General features: G+C 45.6%; 14 protein-coding genes. All 14 read left to right on the top strand.

Features of this window, described 5'->3' with window-relative positions:
* The first annotated feature begins 94 nt into the window (after positions 1–94).
* Positions 95–673, top strand: coding sequence for an RNA polymerase sigma factor RpoE (gene rpoE, locus FS373_RS12000; RefSeq protein ID WP_144047727.1), 579 nt, complete (start codon positions 95–97; stop codon positions 671–673).
* Positions 674–723: 50 nt separating this feature from the next.
* Positions 724–1,335, top strand: coding sequence for a sigma-E factor negative regulatory protein (locus FS373_RS11995; protein WP_144047726.1), 612 nt, complete (start codon positions 724–726; stop codon positions 1,333–1,335).
* A gap of 31 nt (positions 1,336–1,366) precedes the next feature.
* Entirely contained in the window at positions 1,367–2,299 is a 933-nt protein-coding gene (locus tag FS373_RS11990) for a MucB/RseB C-terminal domain-containing protein (protein ID WP_152829535.1), read from the top strand.
* Positions 2,300–2,351: 52 nt separating this feature from the next.
* Positions 2,352–2,807 (top strand): SoxR reducing system RseC family protein, encoded by a 456-nt coding sequence (locus FS373_RS11985; RefSeq protein WP_144047725.1) that lies wholly within the window; start codon positions 2,352–2,354, stop codon positions 2,805–2,807.
* Positions 2,808–2,974: 167 nt separating this feature from the next.
* The gene (gene lepA, locus FS373_RS11980; protein ID WP_144047724.1) at positions 2,975–4,765 is read left to right on the top strand and encodes a translation elongation factor 4; all 1,791 of its coding nucleotides are present in this window, start codon (positions 2,975–2,977) and stop codon (positions 4,763–4,765) included.
* Between the two features lie 156 nt (positions 4,766–4,921).
* Entirely contained in the window at positions 4,922–5,839 is a 918-nt protein-coding gene (lepB, locus tag FS373_RS11975; RefSeq protein WP_144047723.1) for a signal peptidase I, read from the top strand.
* Position 5,840: 1 nt separating this feature from the next.
* On the top strand, positions 5,841–6,518 hold the full coding sequence (rnc, locus tag FS373_RS11970) for a ribonuclease III (protein WP_144047722.1): 678 nt from the start codon (positions 5,841–5,843) through the stop codon (positions 6,516–6,518).
* Positions 6,515–7,522 carry a GTPase Era gene (era, locus tag FS373_RS11965; RefSeq protein WP_144047721.1) on the top strand — a complete coding sequence of 336 codons (1,008 nt, stop codon included), beginning with the start codon at positions 6,515–6,517 and terminating at the stop codon, positions 7,520–7,522. The genes rnc and era overlap by 4 nt, the downstream gene beginning before the upstream one ends.
* 162 nt (positions 7,523–7,684) lie before the next feature.
* The gene (gene recO, locus FS373_RS11960) at positions 7,685–8,377 is read left to right on the top strand and encodes a DNA repair protein RecO (protein WP_152829534.1); all 693 of its coding nucleotides are present in this window, start codon (positions 7,685–7,687) and stop codon (positions 8,375–8,377) included.
* A gap of 499 nt (positions 8,378–8,876) precedes the next feature.
* Positions 8,877–9,614 (top strand): pyridoxine 5'-phosphate synthase, encoded by a 738-nt coding sequence (pdxJ, locus tag FS373_RS11955; protein ID WP_152829533.1) that lies wholly within the window; start codon positions 8,877–8,879, stop codon positions 9,612–9,614.
* A gap of 89 nt (positions 9,615–9,703) precedes the next feature.
* Positions 9,704–10,102, top strand: coding sequence for a holo-ACP synthase (gene acpS, locus FS373_RS11950; protein WP_152829532.1), 399 nt, complete (start codon positions 9,704–9,706; stop codon positions 10,100–10,102).
* 710 nt (positions 10,103–10,812) lie between these two features.
* Positions 10,813–13,122, top strand: a complete 2,310-nt coding sequence (locus FS373_RS11945; RefSeq protein WP_152829531.1) for a type I secretion system permease/ATPase — start codon at positions 10,813–10,815, stop codon at positions 13,120–13,122.
* On the top strand, positions 13,119–14,528 hold the full coding sequence (locus tag FS373_RS11940) for an HlyD family type I secretion periplasmic adaptor subunit (protein WP_152829530.1): 1,410 nt from the start codon (positions 13,119–13,121) through the stop codon (positions 14,526–14,528). The genes FS373_RS11945 and FS373_RS11940 overlap by 4 nt, the downstream gene beginning before the upstream one ends.
* A gap of 39 nt (positions 14,529–14,567) precedes the next feature.
* Positions 14,568–17,286: calcium-binding protein (locus FS373_RS32570; RefSeq protein ID WP_322619492.1), on the top strand; the 2,719-nt coding region annotated here is incomplete at its 3' end.

Below are 17,286 nucleotides of genomic sequence, written 5' to 3'. Positions count from 1 at the left end.
TTAGAACTTTTTCGAAGTTCGTTAGTCTACATATGTGCATATGATTCGAGCGACTGAGAAATCAGCATTTTAGATTTAGGAGTAGTCGGCTCGAATGAGTGGACAAATAAGTGATCAACAACTAGTTGAGCGTGTTCAGCAGGGTGATAAAAATGCATTTAATCTCTTGGTACTCAAGTATCAGAACAAGGTAATGAACCTGATTGCACGTTATGTGCGAAATCAGGCCGACGTTGCCGATGTTGCTCAGGAAGCATTTATTAAAGCTTATCGAGCATTACCAAACTTTCGAGGCGAAAGTGCTTTTTATACCTGGTTGTACCGAATTGCGGTAAATACCGCCAAGAACCATCTGGTTGCTCAGGGGCGACGCGCTCCTGCAAATGATGTCGATGCAGAGGAAGCCGAATATTACGATGGTAGTGATGCGTTAAAGGAGTTTGCTTCTCCTGAACGTCTATTAATGGCCGATGATATTCAAAAAGTGGTTTTCGATGCGCTAGACTCATTACCAGAAGAATTAAAAATGGCTATCTCATTACGAGAGCTCGATGGTATGAGCTACGAGGAGATAGCGAATGTTATGGATTGCCCCGTAGGCACAGTAAGGTCTCGCATCTTCAGAGCCCGGGAAGCGATCGATAAAAAACTTCAGCCTTTGCTGGAAGAATAGTAGCCTTTTACTAATACAAGTATTCATGTGAGTACTAATACAGGTGATAAATGGATAAATTAGGTCAGGAATGGGTATCCGCTGCCGTCGATGGAGAAACCGACGAGCATGCATTGGCTGAATTGTCAGCCGATGAGGGTTCGCATCAGCAGTGGCGTGATTATCATATGATAGGCGACGCTATGCGTGGTGAGCTGCCTAAGTCAATTAACTTAGATCTCAGTGCCAGTATTGCAGATGCTATCGATAAAGAGCCAACAATTATAGCTCCGGTGCAGCGCGTCGATAGCAAAAAGCCAGAACTTGCCATAGGCGGATTCGCGAATGTGCTCCCTATGTTTAAGCAGTTTGGCCAATATGCCATCGCAGCCAGTGTCGCCTTAGTGGCAGTCGTCGGAGTACAAAATTACAGTCAACAGAGCGCCATAGATATATCGCCGTTACCTGTGCTTAATACTCGTCCACTGGTTGGTAGCGTGACTCCTGTGAGCCTACAAACAGGACCGGTACAAGCGAGCCAAAGCTTCTCTAACGTCCAGGTGATGGAGCAACGTCAACGCATCAATGCCTATATTCAAGATCATATGTTGCAACAAAGATTGAATAATGGCACTAAAATAGATGACAATGGCAAACTTGATTCGAACTCTGCGGATCAATAGTTTTCTAAGCTATATACGTTAAGGAGTTAGCTTGCGTCTTATTTTGTTGGCCCTGTTAGTTTTTAATTTCCCTGTGTATGCACAGGAAGATATGTCCGCTAAGGCTTGGCTCGAAAATATGAGTCAAGCCTTACGGGAACAAGAATTCAAGATGTCTCTGATCCAGCTACAAGCGGATCACATTCGTCCTTTAGTCTATATTCATGGCAAGATTGAAGATCAAGAAGTCGCCTTTCTAGAACACCTCAACGGCCCACCCAAAAATGCGGTAAGAGTTGGTAATACAGTGACTTTTATCGAGCATGATCAACCTGCCTATAGCGTAAGTGCTAGTCGCATTCAGGGGATACTACCACCGGCATTTGCAGCAGATATCTCTAAACTGGAATCTGGTTACCAATTCGTCTTGGGGGGGCGTAGTCGTTTAGCGGGCCGCCCTGGCCAGTTGGTGCGCATCATTCCTAACGATGATTTTCGCTACGGTTATCAAGTCTGGTTGGATATGGAGTCTTACCTTCCTCTGCGCTATGACATGTTGACTCAAGATAAGCAGTTACTCGAGCAGATTTTAGTGGTCGAATTATTAGTATTAGATGAAGCTCCTGCTATCTTAACCGAAGCTTATAAACAGGAGTGGCCTGCAGTAGCCTCCCAGTCTAAACGTGATGCCGGTGATAACTGGACATTTAACTGGTTACCTGAGGGTTTTGAAATTTTGGTTAAAGACAGCCATAGACTCATGGGCAGTCATGAGGCGGTAGAGTATATTGCGCTCAGTGATGGTATGGCTAACATCTCTGTTTATGTCGCTCGCGCCGGGGACACTAAGATGCCCGAAGAGCTAGTGACTAGAAACGGCCTATCATTGGCGACGGAAGTCGTCGGTAATTTCGAAGTCGTGGCGGTTGGTAAGGTCCCGACAGAAACCTTAACTCGCGTCGCTAAGAGCATCAGTATTCAATAATGATGCGCCAACGGCATGGATACTTGTTTTATTTTTCTAAGGGTATTCTTCTATGATGGAAGAGATGGCGAAAGTCATACAGTGTGACGATAAAGGCTGGGTAACCGTAGAGGTTCAAGTTAAAAATGCCTGTAGCCATTGTGATAACAGTGACTCTTGTGGTACCTCAGCCGTGGCGTCTGCCTTCTCCCCTAAGGTGCAAGTATTCTCTATCCCGTCTGACAATCAATATGAACCGGGGCAACTTCTCAGGTTAGGTTTGCCCGAGAGTGTGATTCTTAAGGCGGCGGCCCTCATCTACTTGCTTCCCTTGCTTGGACTCTTTCTGGGTGCAGGCCTAGCGACGCTTATCTTGTCTCAATTTGAGGTGGAAGTCAGTGATCTGCAAGTGATTCCAGTTGCACTTATGGGCGCCTTCCTAGCTTGGCTATATGCCAGAAGAGCGGCAAAGAAGATGGAGCATACCAGTCAACCTGTCATCCTTGCCCATTTGGGCCATACACTATAATACCAATACCAATTGGTATTATATACTCATGGGTATTCGGTTTACTCCCCCCTGTTTTTCACTGTCTTGATGACGATGAAGAGCGGTTTAGATTGGTATTGGGGAGCCGATCGGGTACAATTCCGCACTTTTAGATAATTCCAACTTTGAGTCAGTCATTTCGCATCATGAAGCACATTAGAAACTTTTCGATTATTGCCCATATTGATCATGGCAAATCAACACTCTCAGACCGCTTAATTCAGTTTTGTGGTGGTCTTTCAGATCGTGAGATGGCGTCCCAAGTATTGGACTCGATGGATATTGAGCGCGAGCGTGGTATTACCATCAAGGCTCAGAGTGTTACGCTAAATTATACGGCCAAAGACGGTGAGACCTATCAGTTAAACTTCATCGATACGCCGGGTCACGTGGATTTCTCCTATGAAGTCTCCCGTTCTCTAGCGGCCTGTGAAGGTGCTTTGCTGGTTGTTGATGCCGGACAAGGTGTAGAGGCTCAGACTCTGGCGAACTGTTACACGGCGCTCGAGATGGATATGGAGGTCGTACCTGTTCTGAACAAGATCGATCTGCCTCAGGCCGATCCTGAGCGTGTTGCTGAAGAGATCGAAGACATAGTCGGCATCGAAGCGGCCGATGCGGTGCGCTGTTCAGCAAAGACAGGTATAGGTATCGAGGACGTACTCGAAGTCATCGTAGCGCAAGTTCCTCCTCCTGAAGGAAATGAAGAGGGGCCATTGCAGGCCTTGATCATAGATTCCTGGTTCGATAGCTATCTGGGTGTCGTCTCCCTGGTTCGAGTCAAGCATGGTGTGCTCAAGAAGGGTGACAAATTTAAGGTCATGTCTACTGGCGTGAATCACACTGCTGATAGAGTGGGTATCTTTACTCCTAAGCAGACCGATACCAAAGAAATTAGAACCGGTGAAGTGGGCTACGTTATCGCAGGTATTAAGGAGATCCACGGCGCGCCCGTAGGTGATACTTTAACTCATGCTAAAAATGGCGCTACCGAGCCATTAAGCGGTTTTAAGAAGGTTAAACCTCAGGTTTATGCCGGTGTATTCCCTATCTCTACCGACGATTACGAGAGTTTCCGTGATGCGCTAAACAAGCTTAGCCTCAACGATGCATCCTTGTTCTTCGAGCCTGAGACCTCATCGGCTCTGGGTTTCGGTTTCCGTATCGGTTTCCTAGGCCTGCTACACATGGAGATCATTCAGGAACGTCTGGAGCGTGAGTATAATCTGGATCTGATCACCACGGCGCCAACCGTTGTGTATGAAATCATCAAGACAGATGGTGAGACCATTTATGTTGATAATCCATCTGATCTGCCGGCAATCAATAATATTACCGAGATGCGAGAGCCCATCGTCGAGACGAATATCTTGGTACCGAAAGAGTATCTGGGTAACGTCATCACCTTGTGTGTCGAGAAGCGTGGTATGCAGACTAATATGGTCTATCACGGCAATCAGGTCGCGATCACCTATGACATGCCGATGGCTGAAGTGGTGATGGACTTCTTCGATCGCCTTAAATCCACCAGTCGTGGTTATGCGTCTCTGGAGTATAACTTTACTCGCTTCGAGCCTGCCGACATGGTACGTCTCGACATCCTCATCAATGGTGACAGAGTCGATGCCTTGGCAATGATCATCCATAAGGGGCTCATTCGTCATAAAGGTCTGGCCCTGGTGAATAAGATGAAAGAGCTTATTCCCAGACAGATGTTCGATATCGCCGTTCAGGCCGCAGTGGGGACTCAAGTCATTGCACGCTCTTCGATTAAGGCCATGCGTAAAGATGTGACCGCCAAGTGTTATGGCGGCGATGTCTCGCGTAAGAAGAAGCTACTGCAGAAGCAGAAAGAGGGTAAGAAGCGCATGAAGCAGGTGGGCAATGTGGAAGTACCGCAGGAAGCCTTCCTGGCAGTGCTTAAGCTCAACGACTAAATCGTTAAGAATTGTTAATAGTGAGCAATATCTAGCGCCGCAGTTTGCGGCGCTTTCGTTACTCACGTATAACTGACCTATGCATCACAGTCGACTATTCTGATTAGACTCGCAGTGATAATAGTATTTTTGTTTGCAAGCAGGAGTTCATAAAGTATGGCAGCTTATTTTTCCCTCATTTTGGTATTGGTGACCTTGTGTAGTGGTCTGGTGTGGATGGCTGATGCTCTGTTACTCGCGCCTAAGCGTCGAGAGAGACTCGCTATGGCCCAGGCCGTTGACGCGGATATCAGTGAGGAAAATGCTGAAAAAATCACCCGTGAGTCGGCGTTTGTCGAAACGTCTCGTTCTATCTTCCCGGTGATCGCATTCGTACTCATTTTACGTTCATTTATCTATGAGCCTTTTCAGATCCCATCGGGGTCCATGATGCCTACCTTGCTGGTTGGTGATTTCATCCTGGTGGAAAAGTTTAGCTATGGTTTGAAAGACCCTGTTTGGCGCAGTCAGTTAGTCGAAACAGGTAAGCCTGAGCGTGGTGATGTTGCCGTGTTTAAGTATCCCGAAAATCCACGCATCGATTACATCAAGCGTGTTGTTGGTTTGCCTGGTGACAGGATTGTCTACCGTAACAAGCAAGTCTATATTCAGCCAGCGTGTGCTGATGGCGAGATAACTTGCCCTGAGCTTAAGCAAGTGGCTCGCGCCGGGGTTAACCAAGGTGAATTTTCACAAAATGGTGTACCACTGAGTCGTTACACCGAGAAGCTAGGTGAAGTGAGCCATGACATCTTGATCAACCCTCAGCGCCCGGATCCTATCGGCTATTATTACCGTGAAGGTAAGTTACCTGTGGGTGAGTTTATTGTGCCTGAAGGTCATTACTTCATGATGGGCGACAACCGAGATAACAGTACCGACAGCCGCTTCTGGGGCTTCGTTCCCGAAGAGAATCTGGTCGGAAAAGCCGTTGCCATCTGGATAAGCTTCGAGTTTGACAGAACTAAGGCCGACTTCTTACCGGCATGGATCCCAACAGGTGTCCGTTTCAATCGCGTAGGTGGAATTACTTAAGATGGAACCGATTAAAAATATCCCGCGTCTGTGTCGGACGTTAGGCTATCAATTTAACCAGCAAGCGCATTTGGATCAGGCTCTGACCCATAGAAGTGCTTCTAGCAAGCATAATGAACGCCTGGAATTTCTGGGTGATTCGATCTTGTCTATTATTATATCAGATGCCTTATATCACCAATTTCCTAAGGTGACCGAAGGTGACCTTAGTCGCATGCGGGCCACCTTAGTGTGCGGTAAGATGCTGGCGGAAATTGGTTTCGAGTTCAAACTTGGGGACTATCTCAAGTTAGGCCCGGGTGAATTGAAAAGCGGTGGCTTCAGACGCGAGTCGATCATTGCCGATGGGGTAGAGGCCATCATAGGCGCTATCTATCTGGATGCCGATTTGGAGACCTGCCGTGCTCGAGTCCTGAGCTGGTATGAGTCTCGTTTGGCAATCATAGAGCCTATCAATCAGAAAGATCCAAAGACCTTGTTACAAGAGTTGTTACAAGGTTTTAAGAAGCCTCTGCCTGTTTATAAAGTGACAGACATCAAAGGTGAGGCCCATGCACAGACCTTTACGGTCGAGTGTTATGTAGAAGAGTTGAAGAAATCCCTTGTTGGGGTTGCGAGTTCCCGAAGAAAAGCTGAGCAGATTGCCGCTGCACAGGTTTTGGAGTTAATTAAAAAATGAGTAAGAAGAAAGCGCCTGCAGCCAATGAAGCGGCTTCAAGTAACGAGCCTAATTTAGACGACCTGTTAGCACAGATGAATAACCCTTCATCTGCAGCAAAATACGATGTCACCTATTGTGGCATGGTCGCCATCGTTGGCCGCCCGAATGTCGGTAAATCGACTCTGCTGAATAAGCTACTGGGTCAGAAGATCAGTATCACCTCGAAGAAGCCGCAGACTACACGCCATCGCATCATGGGGATCCATACTGTAGACGAGCGCCAAGTCGTGTTTATCGACACGCCGGGTCTGCATATGGAAGAGAAGCGCGCCATCAACCGTTTGATGAACCGCGCCGCAGCGAGCTCATTAGCCGAAGTCAGTTTGGTTGTCTTCGTTGTCGATGGCATGACCTGGACCGAAGATGATGACTTGGTTTTGCGTAAGCTACAGAGCCGTGATGACGGTCGTAAAACGGTACTTGCGGTAAACAAGGTCGATAACATCAAGAACAAAGAGGAGTTATTCCCTTATCTTGAGGCGTTATCGAAGAAGTTTCCTTTCGATGAGATCTTACCTATCTCGGCGACTAAGGGCACCAACGTACAGCGTATCTTAGACATGTCTATCGAGTCTCTACCCGAATCGGCGCATTTTTTCCCGGAAGACTATGTCACCGACAGATCACAGAAGTTTATGGCGTCAGAAATTGTCCGCGAGAAGCTGATGCGTTTCTTGGGTGATGAGCTGCCATACGACTGTACCGTTGAGATCGAGCAGTTTAAGATGATGGAAAACGGTGTCTATCAGATCAATGCCCTTGTGCTGGTTGAGCGTGAGACCCAGAAGCGCATGGTCATAGGCAACAAGGGCGATCGTATCAAGAAGATCAGCTCCGCCGCGCGTGTGGATATGGAAGTCATGTTCGATAACAAGGTCTTCCTCGAGATGTGGGTTAAGGTTAAGTCAGGTTGGGCCGATGATGAGCGTGCACTTCGCAGCTTAGGCTATGGCGAAGATTAATAAATTTGACCCATTCACTTGGCGAAGCTGCCAGCTTTATTGCAGCAGCTTCGTTGTATTTTATCTATAAATGATAAGTTGAGCTCTGAATCATGATCACAGTTAAACGAGTGTCGTTTATGTTGGAATGCTAGTGATGAGTAACAGCTTAGGTATAGATTAATGGAGCGCGGCTACGTGCTCCATACGCGTCCCTTCAAAGACTCCAGTGTGTTAGTCAATATGCTGGTCGATGGTCATGGACGAGTCGACTGCGTCGCTCGCCTAGGCAGCGGCAAGACCTCCATTAAAAGCATACTGCAACCTTTTCAACCTCTGGTTTTTCAACTATCCGGCCGCACATCGCTGAGAAATATGAACAGTGTAGAGGCGGGGAGTCCGGCCATTCCTCTCTCGGGCGACGTCAGTTTTGCCGGTTTTTATCTCAATGAATTATTGGTCCGCTGCATCGCCGTCGATCATGGCGCCGAGTCGCTGTTTTTTACCTACCACAAGACCTTAATGTCCATGGCGGCAGGTTTCTGTGAGAGCCAGTTACGATATTTTGAATTAAGTCTGCTCAAAGAGTTAGGGCTTATGCCGACGCTCAGAACCGACCTTTCCCAAGATCCCATAGAGCCTGATTACTATTATCGTTTATTGCCTGACGAAGGCTTCGTCAATGCCTTAGGTCCCAAGACATCACACTACAGCGGCGAGATGTTACTGGCATTGGATGAACATAGATTAGAGGCTTCACATCTAAGACAAGCCAAATACCTGATGCGTTTGATGTTGGCAGCTTGTTTGGGTGATAAGCCACTTAAGTCCAGGGCACTATTTAGATATAAAATGACATCCCCGCTGACTAAGTAGTTTGAGCGACTTAAATCAAAGCCACTAAAACCGCTTAATTTTCAAATTGTGAAAACGAAAATCAGTTAAATCCCTTATTATCTTGAATCTTAAGATGGTATTTATTAATACTATTTGTTGTTATACCATTCCGAGTAAGTATCTGAACATTCAGCGGGAGTTCAAAGCACTGTAGGCAAGGCGGGTGTTTGAAGCTAATTAGTTATTCTATATCGAAAACATTCAACGTAGCATAAAGGGCTTTGAAACCCGCACTGCGTGAGGCTCTCAGTGTTTCCACTTCTGTGTTGCATTGACTTAAAAGGGAATAACCATTTCCTCATCAATGCGCCTTGAATTGAAAAAACTGAGAGTCTCTGAACTGACCAGATACTTATATGGAATGGTATTACAAGTATTTTGCCGTTTCACCTTTCCATATAACCTGAGTACAATACTCCAATCCGTTTGACGACGCGTAAGCCGCCGCAAACTTACCCTATTTTTCAGAGGATACTCAATGAGCCGCATCTTACTTGGCGTTAATATCGATCACATTGCTACTCTACGTCAGGCCCGTGGGACCTCGTATCCCGATCCCGTTCATGCCGCAGCAGTAGCTGAGCATGCCGGCGCCGAAGGCATTACCGTGCACCTGCGAGAAGACCGACGTCATATCATTGACAGAGACATCTACCTGCTGGCGAAGACGCTCAATACTCGGATGAATTTCGAGATGGCGGTCACCGATGAAATGCTCGATATCGCCTGTGAAGTCAAACCGACATACGTGTGTCTCGTTCCCGAGAAACGTGAAGAGCTCACCACCGAAGGCGGACTCGATGTTGCGGGTCAGATGGGCAAGATTGCTGCTGCAATACAACGCCTGGATGATGTTGGGGTTAAGGTCTCGCTATTTATCGATGCCGATAAGGCTCAAATCGATGCTGCCGTTGCCGTGAAGGCACCTCTGATTGAGATCCACACAGGTTGCTACGCCGATGCCGAAAACGAAGTTGAAGAGGCTAAAGAGCTTGCACGCATCAAGGAGATGGCAACCTACGCCCACTCAAAGGGCTTAATCGTCAATGCAGGCCATGGACTTCACTATCACAACGTTAAGCCAATCGCCGCGATCCCTGAGCTGTATGAGCTGAACATAGGTCACGCCATCATAGCCCGCGCCGTCATCGATGGGTTAGATAAAGCGGTAAGAGACATGAAGCAACTGATGAACGAAGGTCGCAGAGGCGAATAAGTCATTAGGTTCTAGATACGAGTTCCTAGGTCCTAGGTTCAAACTCCTGGTAACTAGGAACTCGCTACTTCTTAGCTTTAAGGATATATATGATTGTTGGTCTAGGTACCGATATCGCCGAGATTGAACGTATCGAGAAAAAAGTGCCTGCCGTTGGTGATCTTGATGGCCTGGCTCAGTGCCGTTTAGCCAAACGCGTGCTTACCGAATCCGAAATGGCGATATTTATCGCCTCATCTATGCCCGGACGTTATCTGGCGAAGCGTTTCGCCGCCAAAGAAGCTGCCGCCAAAGCCTTAGGCACCGGCATAGGTCGCGGCGTCTCGTTTCAGCATATCGAAATTAGCAATGATGCCAATGGCGCACCACTGGTGAGTTTCAGCGGCGGCGCGGCTGAAAGGCTCGCGCTGCTTGGTGGCACAAGAGGGCATATCTCTATTGCCGATGAAAAGCACTACGCTACTGCAACAGTAATCCTTGAGTCATAAAGAGTTGAGTCTTAGGAATAAGACTATTTCAATTCTTTTTACTGTTACTTGGTAGTTGATTAAAGGTCGTACCTTCATTGTTATCTATCACCTGCAGTGAGCCAATGTGCAAGTAATCTCTCAGCACGCGGGTTCTTGATTTCATAAGAGTCATCCTTGGGTGCTCTGCGATTTCAAACAACGTCCATGTATAACGACGAGTTCGGCAAATATGTCCATATACAACAGCCAGTTCAGCTTCCATGCTTCTCGTTCATAGGCTCATGACTATGCCATATTTCACTGAGTGATACTTCGCCCTGAAACCGAAGTTCTCGAACTTACTTGCACCTGATTATTTACCTCTTAGATTTATTCTCTAGATTAAGGTAACTCCACTTCATAGGTTTATTCTTCTAGTCCTCAAAAACTTGTCCTTATTCGCAATATTGAGGTGTACTTTATTGCTACTTCTTTATTTTTAATTCTTTCGGGTGACTTGTTTTCGAGGAACATCGAGGTTGAGATCTGTATCACTTTACTATCAGTTGTTGGGGTAATGTTATTTTTAGTCTTTATAGTGCCATTAAGAAACATGTGTTGCGTGGTTTGTTGACGTAGTACAAAAGTATTGTTATTTTGTTTCTTGTTGTTAGAGAAATGGTTTTAGTGACCATTATTTTCTATAAGTATCATTTTCAAAATGATTTAAAGGATTAAGCAGTATAGACATGGATTCTGGTCTTCATTCACTTGTCGCGATCGCGCGATTTCATCAGTTGCCAGCCGAGCCTGAGCAGCTATCTCATGAGTTCGGTATATCGGGCACTTTATTTTCTGATACTGAAATATTGTTGGCGGCGAAAGCGCTGACACTAAAAGCTAAGCAGCTGACTTTATCTATCTCAGAGCTTAAAAACGGTGTCTTGCCTGCTATAGCTAAAGATAAGCAAGGTGGTTACTTTATAATCGCCAGGTTGTCATCAGATAATCTTTTAGAGTCAGCAGACCCCATTGATGGGCAACAAGACGCTAACCAGTCTAAGGCGAAACAAGATAATATCTTGATCCATGACCTTACTCAGGGCGCACCTCAATCTATATCCGTTGATGAGTTAAAGCAGCGTTGGTCGGGTGAACTTATTGCATTGGTCAGACGTCAAGGCTTTGGTGAGAGCCTGCAGCAAAAATTTGATATATCTTGGTTTATTCCCTCATTAGTTAAGTACCGTAAATTGTTTGGCGAAGTGTTGATCGCATCTTTCTTTTTACAAATATTTGCCCTAGTCATTCCACTCTTCTTTCAGGTGGTCATGGATAAGGTACTAGTACATCGCGGTTTTACCACTCTAGATGTGCTTGCGGTAGGTTTTTTTGTGGTGGTTGTATTTGAGGCCATATTAGGAGGAATACGTAATTACACTTTCAGTCATACGACTAATAGGATTGATGTTGAGCTAGGTTCCCGCCTTTTTCAGCATCTGTTGAATCTCCCTTTATCATATTTTGAGTCCAGGCAAGTCGGTCAGAATGTGGCTAGAGTCAGAGAACTGGATACCATACGTAACTTCATAACGGGGACGGCTCTTACGTTAGTGATAGATCTTCTGTTCGTCTTCGTTTTCTTAGGTGTGATGTGGTACTACAGCCCGACGTTGACCTGGATAGTGATGGGCAGTATTCCTTTCTATATTCTGCTATCTGTATTTATCACCCCGATTTTACGACGTCGTCTCGATGAGAAATTTAAGCATGGCGCTGCCAATACCGCTTTTTTGACCGAGGCTATAACCGGTATTGGTACTGTTAAGTCGATGGCGGTTGAACCCCAGATGCGACGTAAATTAGAAGATCACTTATCCAGTTATGTGCACGCTTCTTTTCGAAGCCAGAACCTTGGTAATGTCGCCGGGCAAATAGCGGGCCTTATTAATAAATTGGTCACCTTAGGTATTATTTGGGTGGGGGCGCATTTAGTCATTGATGGCCAAATAAGCGTAGGTCAGCTGGTTGCATTTAATATGCTTGCGGGGCGTGTCAGTGGTCCCATTCTCAAACTTGTGCAGCTTTGGCAAGACTTTCAGCAGGCAGGAATATCTATCGAGCGTTTGGGAGATATCTTGAATACACCAAAGGAACCTGGATTTAACCCTAACCGATCGCGTCTACCTTCATTGCAAGGTGCCATTACTTTTGAACATGTTCGTTTTCGCTATCGACCAGATGGTCCGGTTATTCTCAATGAGATAAATCTTCAGACTCGTCCAGGTGAGGTGATAGGTATTGTCGGGCGTTCAGGTTCAGGGAAAAGTACCATTACTAAGCTGGTGCAGCGACTCTATATTCCAGAATCTGGAAGAGTGCTTGTGGATGGTGTAGACCTTTCTATGATAGACACAGCTTGGCTTCGTAAACAGATTGGTGTGGTATTACAGGAGAATTTTCTGTTTAACCGTACGATACGGGAGAATATTGCCTTAACTGATCCTTCAATTTCTATGGAGCGTGTGGTTGCTGCGGCCAAAATGGCGGGTGCACATGAGTTTATTGTTGAACTGCCGGAAGGGTATGACAATATTGTTGGCGAGCAAGGCAGTAATCTATCAGGGGGGCAGAGGCAAAGATTGGCTATTGCCCGTGCACTTATCGGTAATCCCAGGATCTTAATTTTTGATGAAGCGACCAGTGCACTGGATTATGAGTCTGAACGCTTAGTGCAAGATAATATGGCGCGGATTTGTAAGGGGCGTACCGTGTTTATTATCGCCCACAGATTAACTACTGTTCGTCAGTGTAATCGTATTATCGTTATGGATAAGGGGCGTATTGTAGAACAGGGCAATCATGACAGCTTAATTGCTCACAATGGTTATTATGCCAAGTTGCACAGCTATCAAAGTTACACGCCTAACCTACATCCCGTAGAATCTAATCAAGCTAACTATTCCCAAGCTAGGCAGGTAAGAACAGCATCTAAAAATAACAGGGTCAACACATCGAGCCCTTCTGCTGCTCAGCATAGCACTGAGGAGAAGGTATGAGTGCCTGGGGAATACTAAAAGATGCATGGAAAAACCGTGACAAGTTGGGCGATGGCAATACTAGTCGAGACTTAGCCGCGTTTCTGCCAGCAGCGCTTGAAATTCAAGAAACACCACCAAACCCTCTAGCGCGTAAGTTAGGCTGGAGTTTGCTTGTTCTTCTGGTTATTGCAATTATTTGGGCCTGTTTAGGTGAGGTCAATATTGTCGCCTCGGCTGAAGGTAAAATTATCCCAAGTTCTAAAGTGAAGTTAATCCAGCCTTTAGAAAAATCGGTAGTGAAAAACATCTTAGTACGTGAAGGCCAATATGTGCACAAAGGTCAGCCATTAATCGAGCTTGACAGCACCTTAACAACCGCCGATGAGAAGCGCCTAAGTGGTGAACTGCACAGTGCTCGTCTGAGCCTCGCGGGTAGCCAAGCCTTGTTAGTCATGCTAACGCAAGATGTCAATGACACCAGTATAGCTTTAGCTTCACTGGCCTTCCCCCATGTGCCTAATGCGTCTCAAGTCGAACTCGATCTACATAAGCGGCTTCTGTGGCAGCAATGGCTGCAATTTCGCGCCCAATGGCAGATGCTGCAGAGTAATCTTTTGCAAAAACAAGCAGAGCAAGCTGCCAGTAATGAGGTGATAGCTAAGCTCGAACAAATATTGCCTATTATCACTAAGCGTGCCAACACCATGAAGGGCTTGCACAGTCAAAATTATGCTTCAGAAAATGATTATTTAGCACTCGAGCAAGAGCGCATTCAATACACTCACGACTTAGCCGCCGAGCGTCAGAGACTTAAGCAATTACAAGCATCAGAATCGGAAGTCAGACAGCAACTTAATACTTTAAAGGCGCAGACATCGGTCACCGAGTTGACCAAAATACCGCAGATCCAACAACAAATAGCCTCGCTGAAAGAGGAGTTGGCCAAGGCGGTCGATCGTAATAGTAAACAGGTTTTATATGCGCCGGTGTCAGGCCAAGTGCAGGAGTTAAGCATAGGGACTGTGGGTGGCGTGGTTACCGAAGCGCAGCAGCTCATGTTAATCGTACCAGATGAAGTGCAACTCGATGTCGAAGTGTTCTTAGAGAATAAAGACATTGGTTTCGTACGCGAGCAGATGCTAGTCGAGATAAAAATTCATACCTTCCCCTTTACTAAATACGGGATTATCGATGGTGAAGTGATCTCGGTATCAGATGACGCCACCGTCGATGAGCAGCGCGGCTTAATCTATGGTATGCGCCTCAAGATGAAGCAGAGCACCATAATGGTTGATGGCAAAGAAATAAAGCTGATGCCCGGTATGGCGGTGACCGCTGAGGTGCAAACGGGCAAGCGACGAATTATCGAGTTCTTTATGGCGCCGTTACTTAGGTATAGGCAAGAGAGTATTAGGGAACGTTAAATTTTGGCTTTATGCCAAGCAATATAATAAGGATGTTTTATGAGTTATCCATACCCTGAAGTTGTGAATGATAATACTGTTCACTGGGAAAATGAGCAAGGTGAGCAAATAGAAGCATCATCAGACGGTTCTATTAAAGTTACTGATTCAAACGGCAATACAGCAACTGTAACATTCGTTGGTGACGAGGCTGGTACAGTAGCTGTTGACTATGGCAATGGTCAAATTTCCTATTACGATGGTGAGTATGGCGTTTCAATCCCTCTTGCTGGAGGCATCCAATATAACTATGACTCCAAGACTGGAGATTATTCATTCGACTTGTCAGTAAAAACACCAGGAAGTAAATTCCTTGGCGCTGGTATGGATGCCAAGCTAAAAGGAAACTCAAGTACTGGTGTAACAGGGATGGATTTTTCGGCTAGCTTAACTGCCGGTATAGGTATTGCTAACGCAAAACTAACCGCTGGTATTTCTGTTGGAGAAAACGGGAAATTAACAGGTGTCACCTCTTTAGTCTTAGAAACACCATTAGGTGATATTCCTATAGCAGAAGGTGAAGTTGGTTTAGGCAGTCTAGACCCTAATGCTTGGTTAGAACATTCTGGAATATTTGGTGATACCTCACTCGGTAATGCAGCCCAGCTTCTGGCTAGCCGAGGTCTGTATCTCGATGGAATGATCAATGGCACTATCCCCGGTGGTATGTCCCATCAAGAATGGCTCGATCGATTAAATGCAGCGGCCGATCTCAAAATTGATTCCGATCTACAGCTCGATGCTAATGCAATTGAACAATCTATGGTTCGTCGTGATCCCCTAGTATTCGATCTCGATGGCGATGGAATCGAGACGGTATCATCTGATGCGGGGATCATCTTCGATCATGATGGTGACGGCATTAAGCAAGGTACAGGTTGGGTCGGTGCCGATGATGGTTTATTGGTATTAGATATCAATGGCAACGGTACGATTGATTCCGGTAAAGAGCTCTTTGGGGATAATACCGACTTAGCCAATGGTGAAAAGGCGTATAATGGGTTTGCTGCATTACGAGATTTAGACAGTAATGGCGATGGCATTATCGACAGTAATGATGCCGTATACAGTCAATTAAAAATTTGGCAAGACGCTAACCAAGATGGCATAAGCCAAGCGTCAGAAATGAAAACACTTTCTGAACTAGATATAGCCTCTATTAACCTAAATGATGCTGAGTATGTCAATCAAATCCAAGAGGACAATCTAATCAGCTTTACCTCTGAATACACAGACTCAGAGGGGAATGCTCACAGCTTTGGCACCCTAGATTTTGCCGTCAATGGGTTTCACCGTGAATTTGATGCCATTGCAATAAGCGAAGAGGCTCAGGGAGTCGTCGATTTTAAAGGCTCAGGTTATGTACGTGATCTCCGAGAAGCTGCCACTCAAAATGCCGACTTGTTAGCCATTTATAATCAGTTTTCTCAAGCCACATCAAGAGCTGAACAGGATACTTTGATCGATAAACTGCTAGCCGAGTGGGCTGGTTCTGAAGGGAATATAAATCTTTTCACAGCAGGGGAAAGATTATTACTTCAAGAGTTTGAAAGCCGCGGAGTTAATAATAATGGTGATGGTTCTGTTACGTTTAGATCCTTCTCTATTCCAGACTATATTCCTGAAGAGTATCACGCGCAATTAAAAGCCCTTGCGTATACGGATAATGGTTATCAATTTAGCCATACATACTTCTCTGAAGCTGCTAACTATCTATTAAAAAATGGTTTTAATGAAGTTGCATATGAGTCAACTAATATTGATAGCCCATATTCGCATGATCGGTTATCCAGAATGCTTTATGTTGTTGAAATGTTTTCAGGTCAATTTATCAGTGCGATTAGTGATATTGGTCTTGTAGGACAATCTGGTTGGTCTGTTGTATTGGGTCCAAGGGTTCAGGAGCCAATAGCAACAGCTTATGAAAACCTCCGAGCTAATATCTTTAATTCACTGATGTTCTCAACTCGTTTAGCGCATATTTCTGACTCTATAGAAATCGTATTTGATGTCGATGGCCTGTCTTATGATATGACGGCTTGGGAAGCTGAGCTGATTAAGTTGATAGAAGCCGATCCTGTAACTGGCGTGGCAGATGCTATGAGTGCATTAGACTTTTATGAGACTTATATAAGTCAAAGTGATTGGAGTCAGGGGGCATTTATGTCTCAGTTATTCAATGAGATTTTACCTCAGCTTGCACCTGATACTAACATTGCTGATTTCTTTCCAAGTGAGTTTGTCCAAGAGCTTACCGAGTCACAAGAGACGATAACCCTCGAAGCAAACACTCAGGTGGCAATTGGTAGTGATAGCTCTGATACCATAAGAGCTGTAACAGGATCCGATACCGATCTCATTATTTTGGGTAAAGATGGTGATGATAATCTTTATGGTGGTAACGGTAATGATCTGTTAGAAGGCGGCAGAGGTAATGATTATCTTTATGCTAGCCATGGTAGTGATTCACTGTTTGGCAATGAAGGTAAAGATACCTTAGTTGGCTACTACATGAGTAATAACCTACTTGACGGTGGCGAAGGCGATGATGTTCTCAAGCTGAATTCAGCGTCATCAAGTACTCGCAGTTATAGCAACAGCTTCCGCGGTGGACTGGGTGATGACATCATCAGTGGCTCTTACAGTCAGGACACTTACCATTATGACTTAGGCGATGGTCATGACCAGATAACCGACGTGGGTGACATCTCTTCATCGA

It is taken from the genome of Shewanella sp. YLB-07, from assembly GCF_009377275.1.
This window is presented reverse-complemented; position numbering and strand designations above follow the sequence as displayed.

Bases quoted from the DNA above. Each gene is read 5' to 3' on its own strand.
- rpoE (WP_144047727.1), top strand. From the start codon at position 95: ATGAGTGGACAAATAAGTGATCAACAACTAGTTGAGCGTGTTCAGCAG.
- FS373_RS11995 (WP_144047726.1), top strand. From the start codon at position 724: ATGGATAAATTAGGTCAGGAATGGGTATCCGCTGCCGTCGATGGAGAA.
- FS373_RS11985 (WP_144047725.1), top strand. From the start codon at position 2,352: ATGATGGAAGAGATGGCGAAAGTCATACAGTGTGACGATAAAGGCTGG.
- lepA (WP_144047724.1), top strand. From the start codon at position 2,975: ATGAAGCACATTAGAAACTTTTCGATTATTGCCCATATTGATCATGGC.
- lepB (WP_144047723.1), top strand. From the start codon at position 4,922: ATGGCAGCTTATTTTTCCCTCATTTTGGTATTGGTGACCTTGTGTAGT.
- rnc (WP_144047722.1), top strand. From the start codon at position 5,841: ATGGAACCGATTAAAAATATCCCGCGTCTGTGTCGGACGTTAGGCTAT.
- era (WP_144047721.1), top strand. From the start codon at position 6,515: ATGAGTAAGAAGAAAGCGCCTGCAGCCAATGAAGCGGCTTCAAGTAAC.
- recO (WP_152829534.1), top strand. From the start codon at position 7,685: ATGGAGCGCGGCTACGTGCTCCATACGCGTCCCTTCAAAGACTCCAGT.
- pdxJ (WP_152829533.1), top strand. From the start codon at position 8,877: ATGAGCCGCATCTTACTTGGCGTTAATATCGATCACATTGCTACTCTA.
- acpS (WP_152829532.1), top strand. From the start codon at position 9,704: ATGATTGTTGGTCTAGGTACCGATATCGCCGAGATTGAACGTATCGAG.
- FS373_RS11945 (WP_152829531.1), top strand. From the start codon at position 10,813: ATGGATTCTGGTCTTCATTCACTTGTCGCGATCGCGCGATTTCATCAG.
- FS373_RS11940 (WP_152829530.1), top strand. From the start codon at position 13,119: ATGAGTGCCTGGGGAATACTAAAAGATGCATGGAAAAACCGTGACAAG.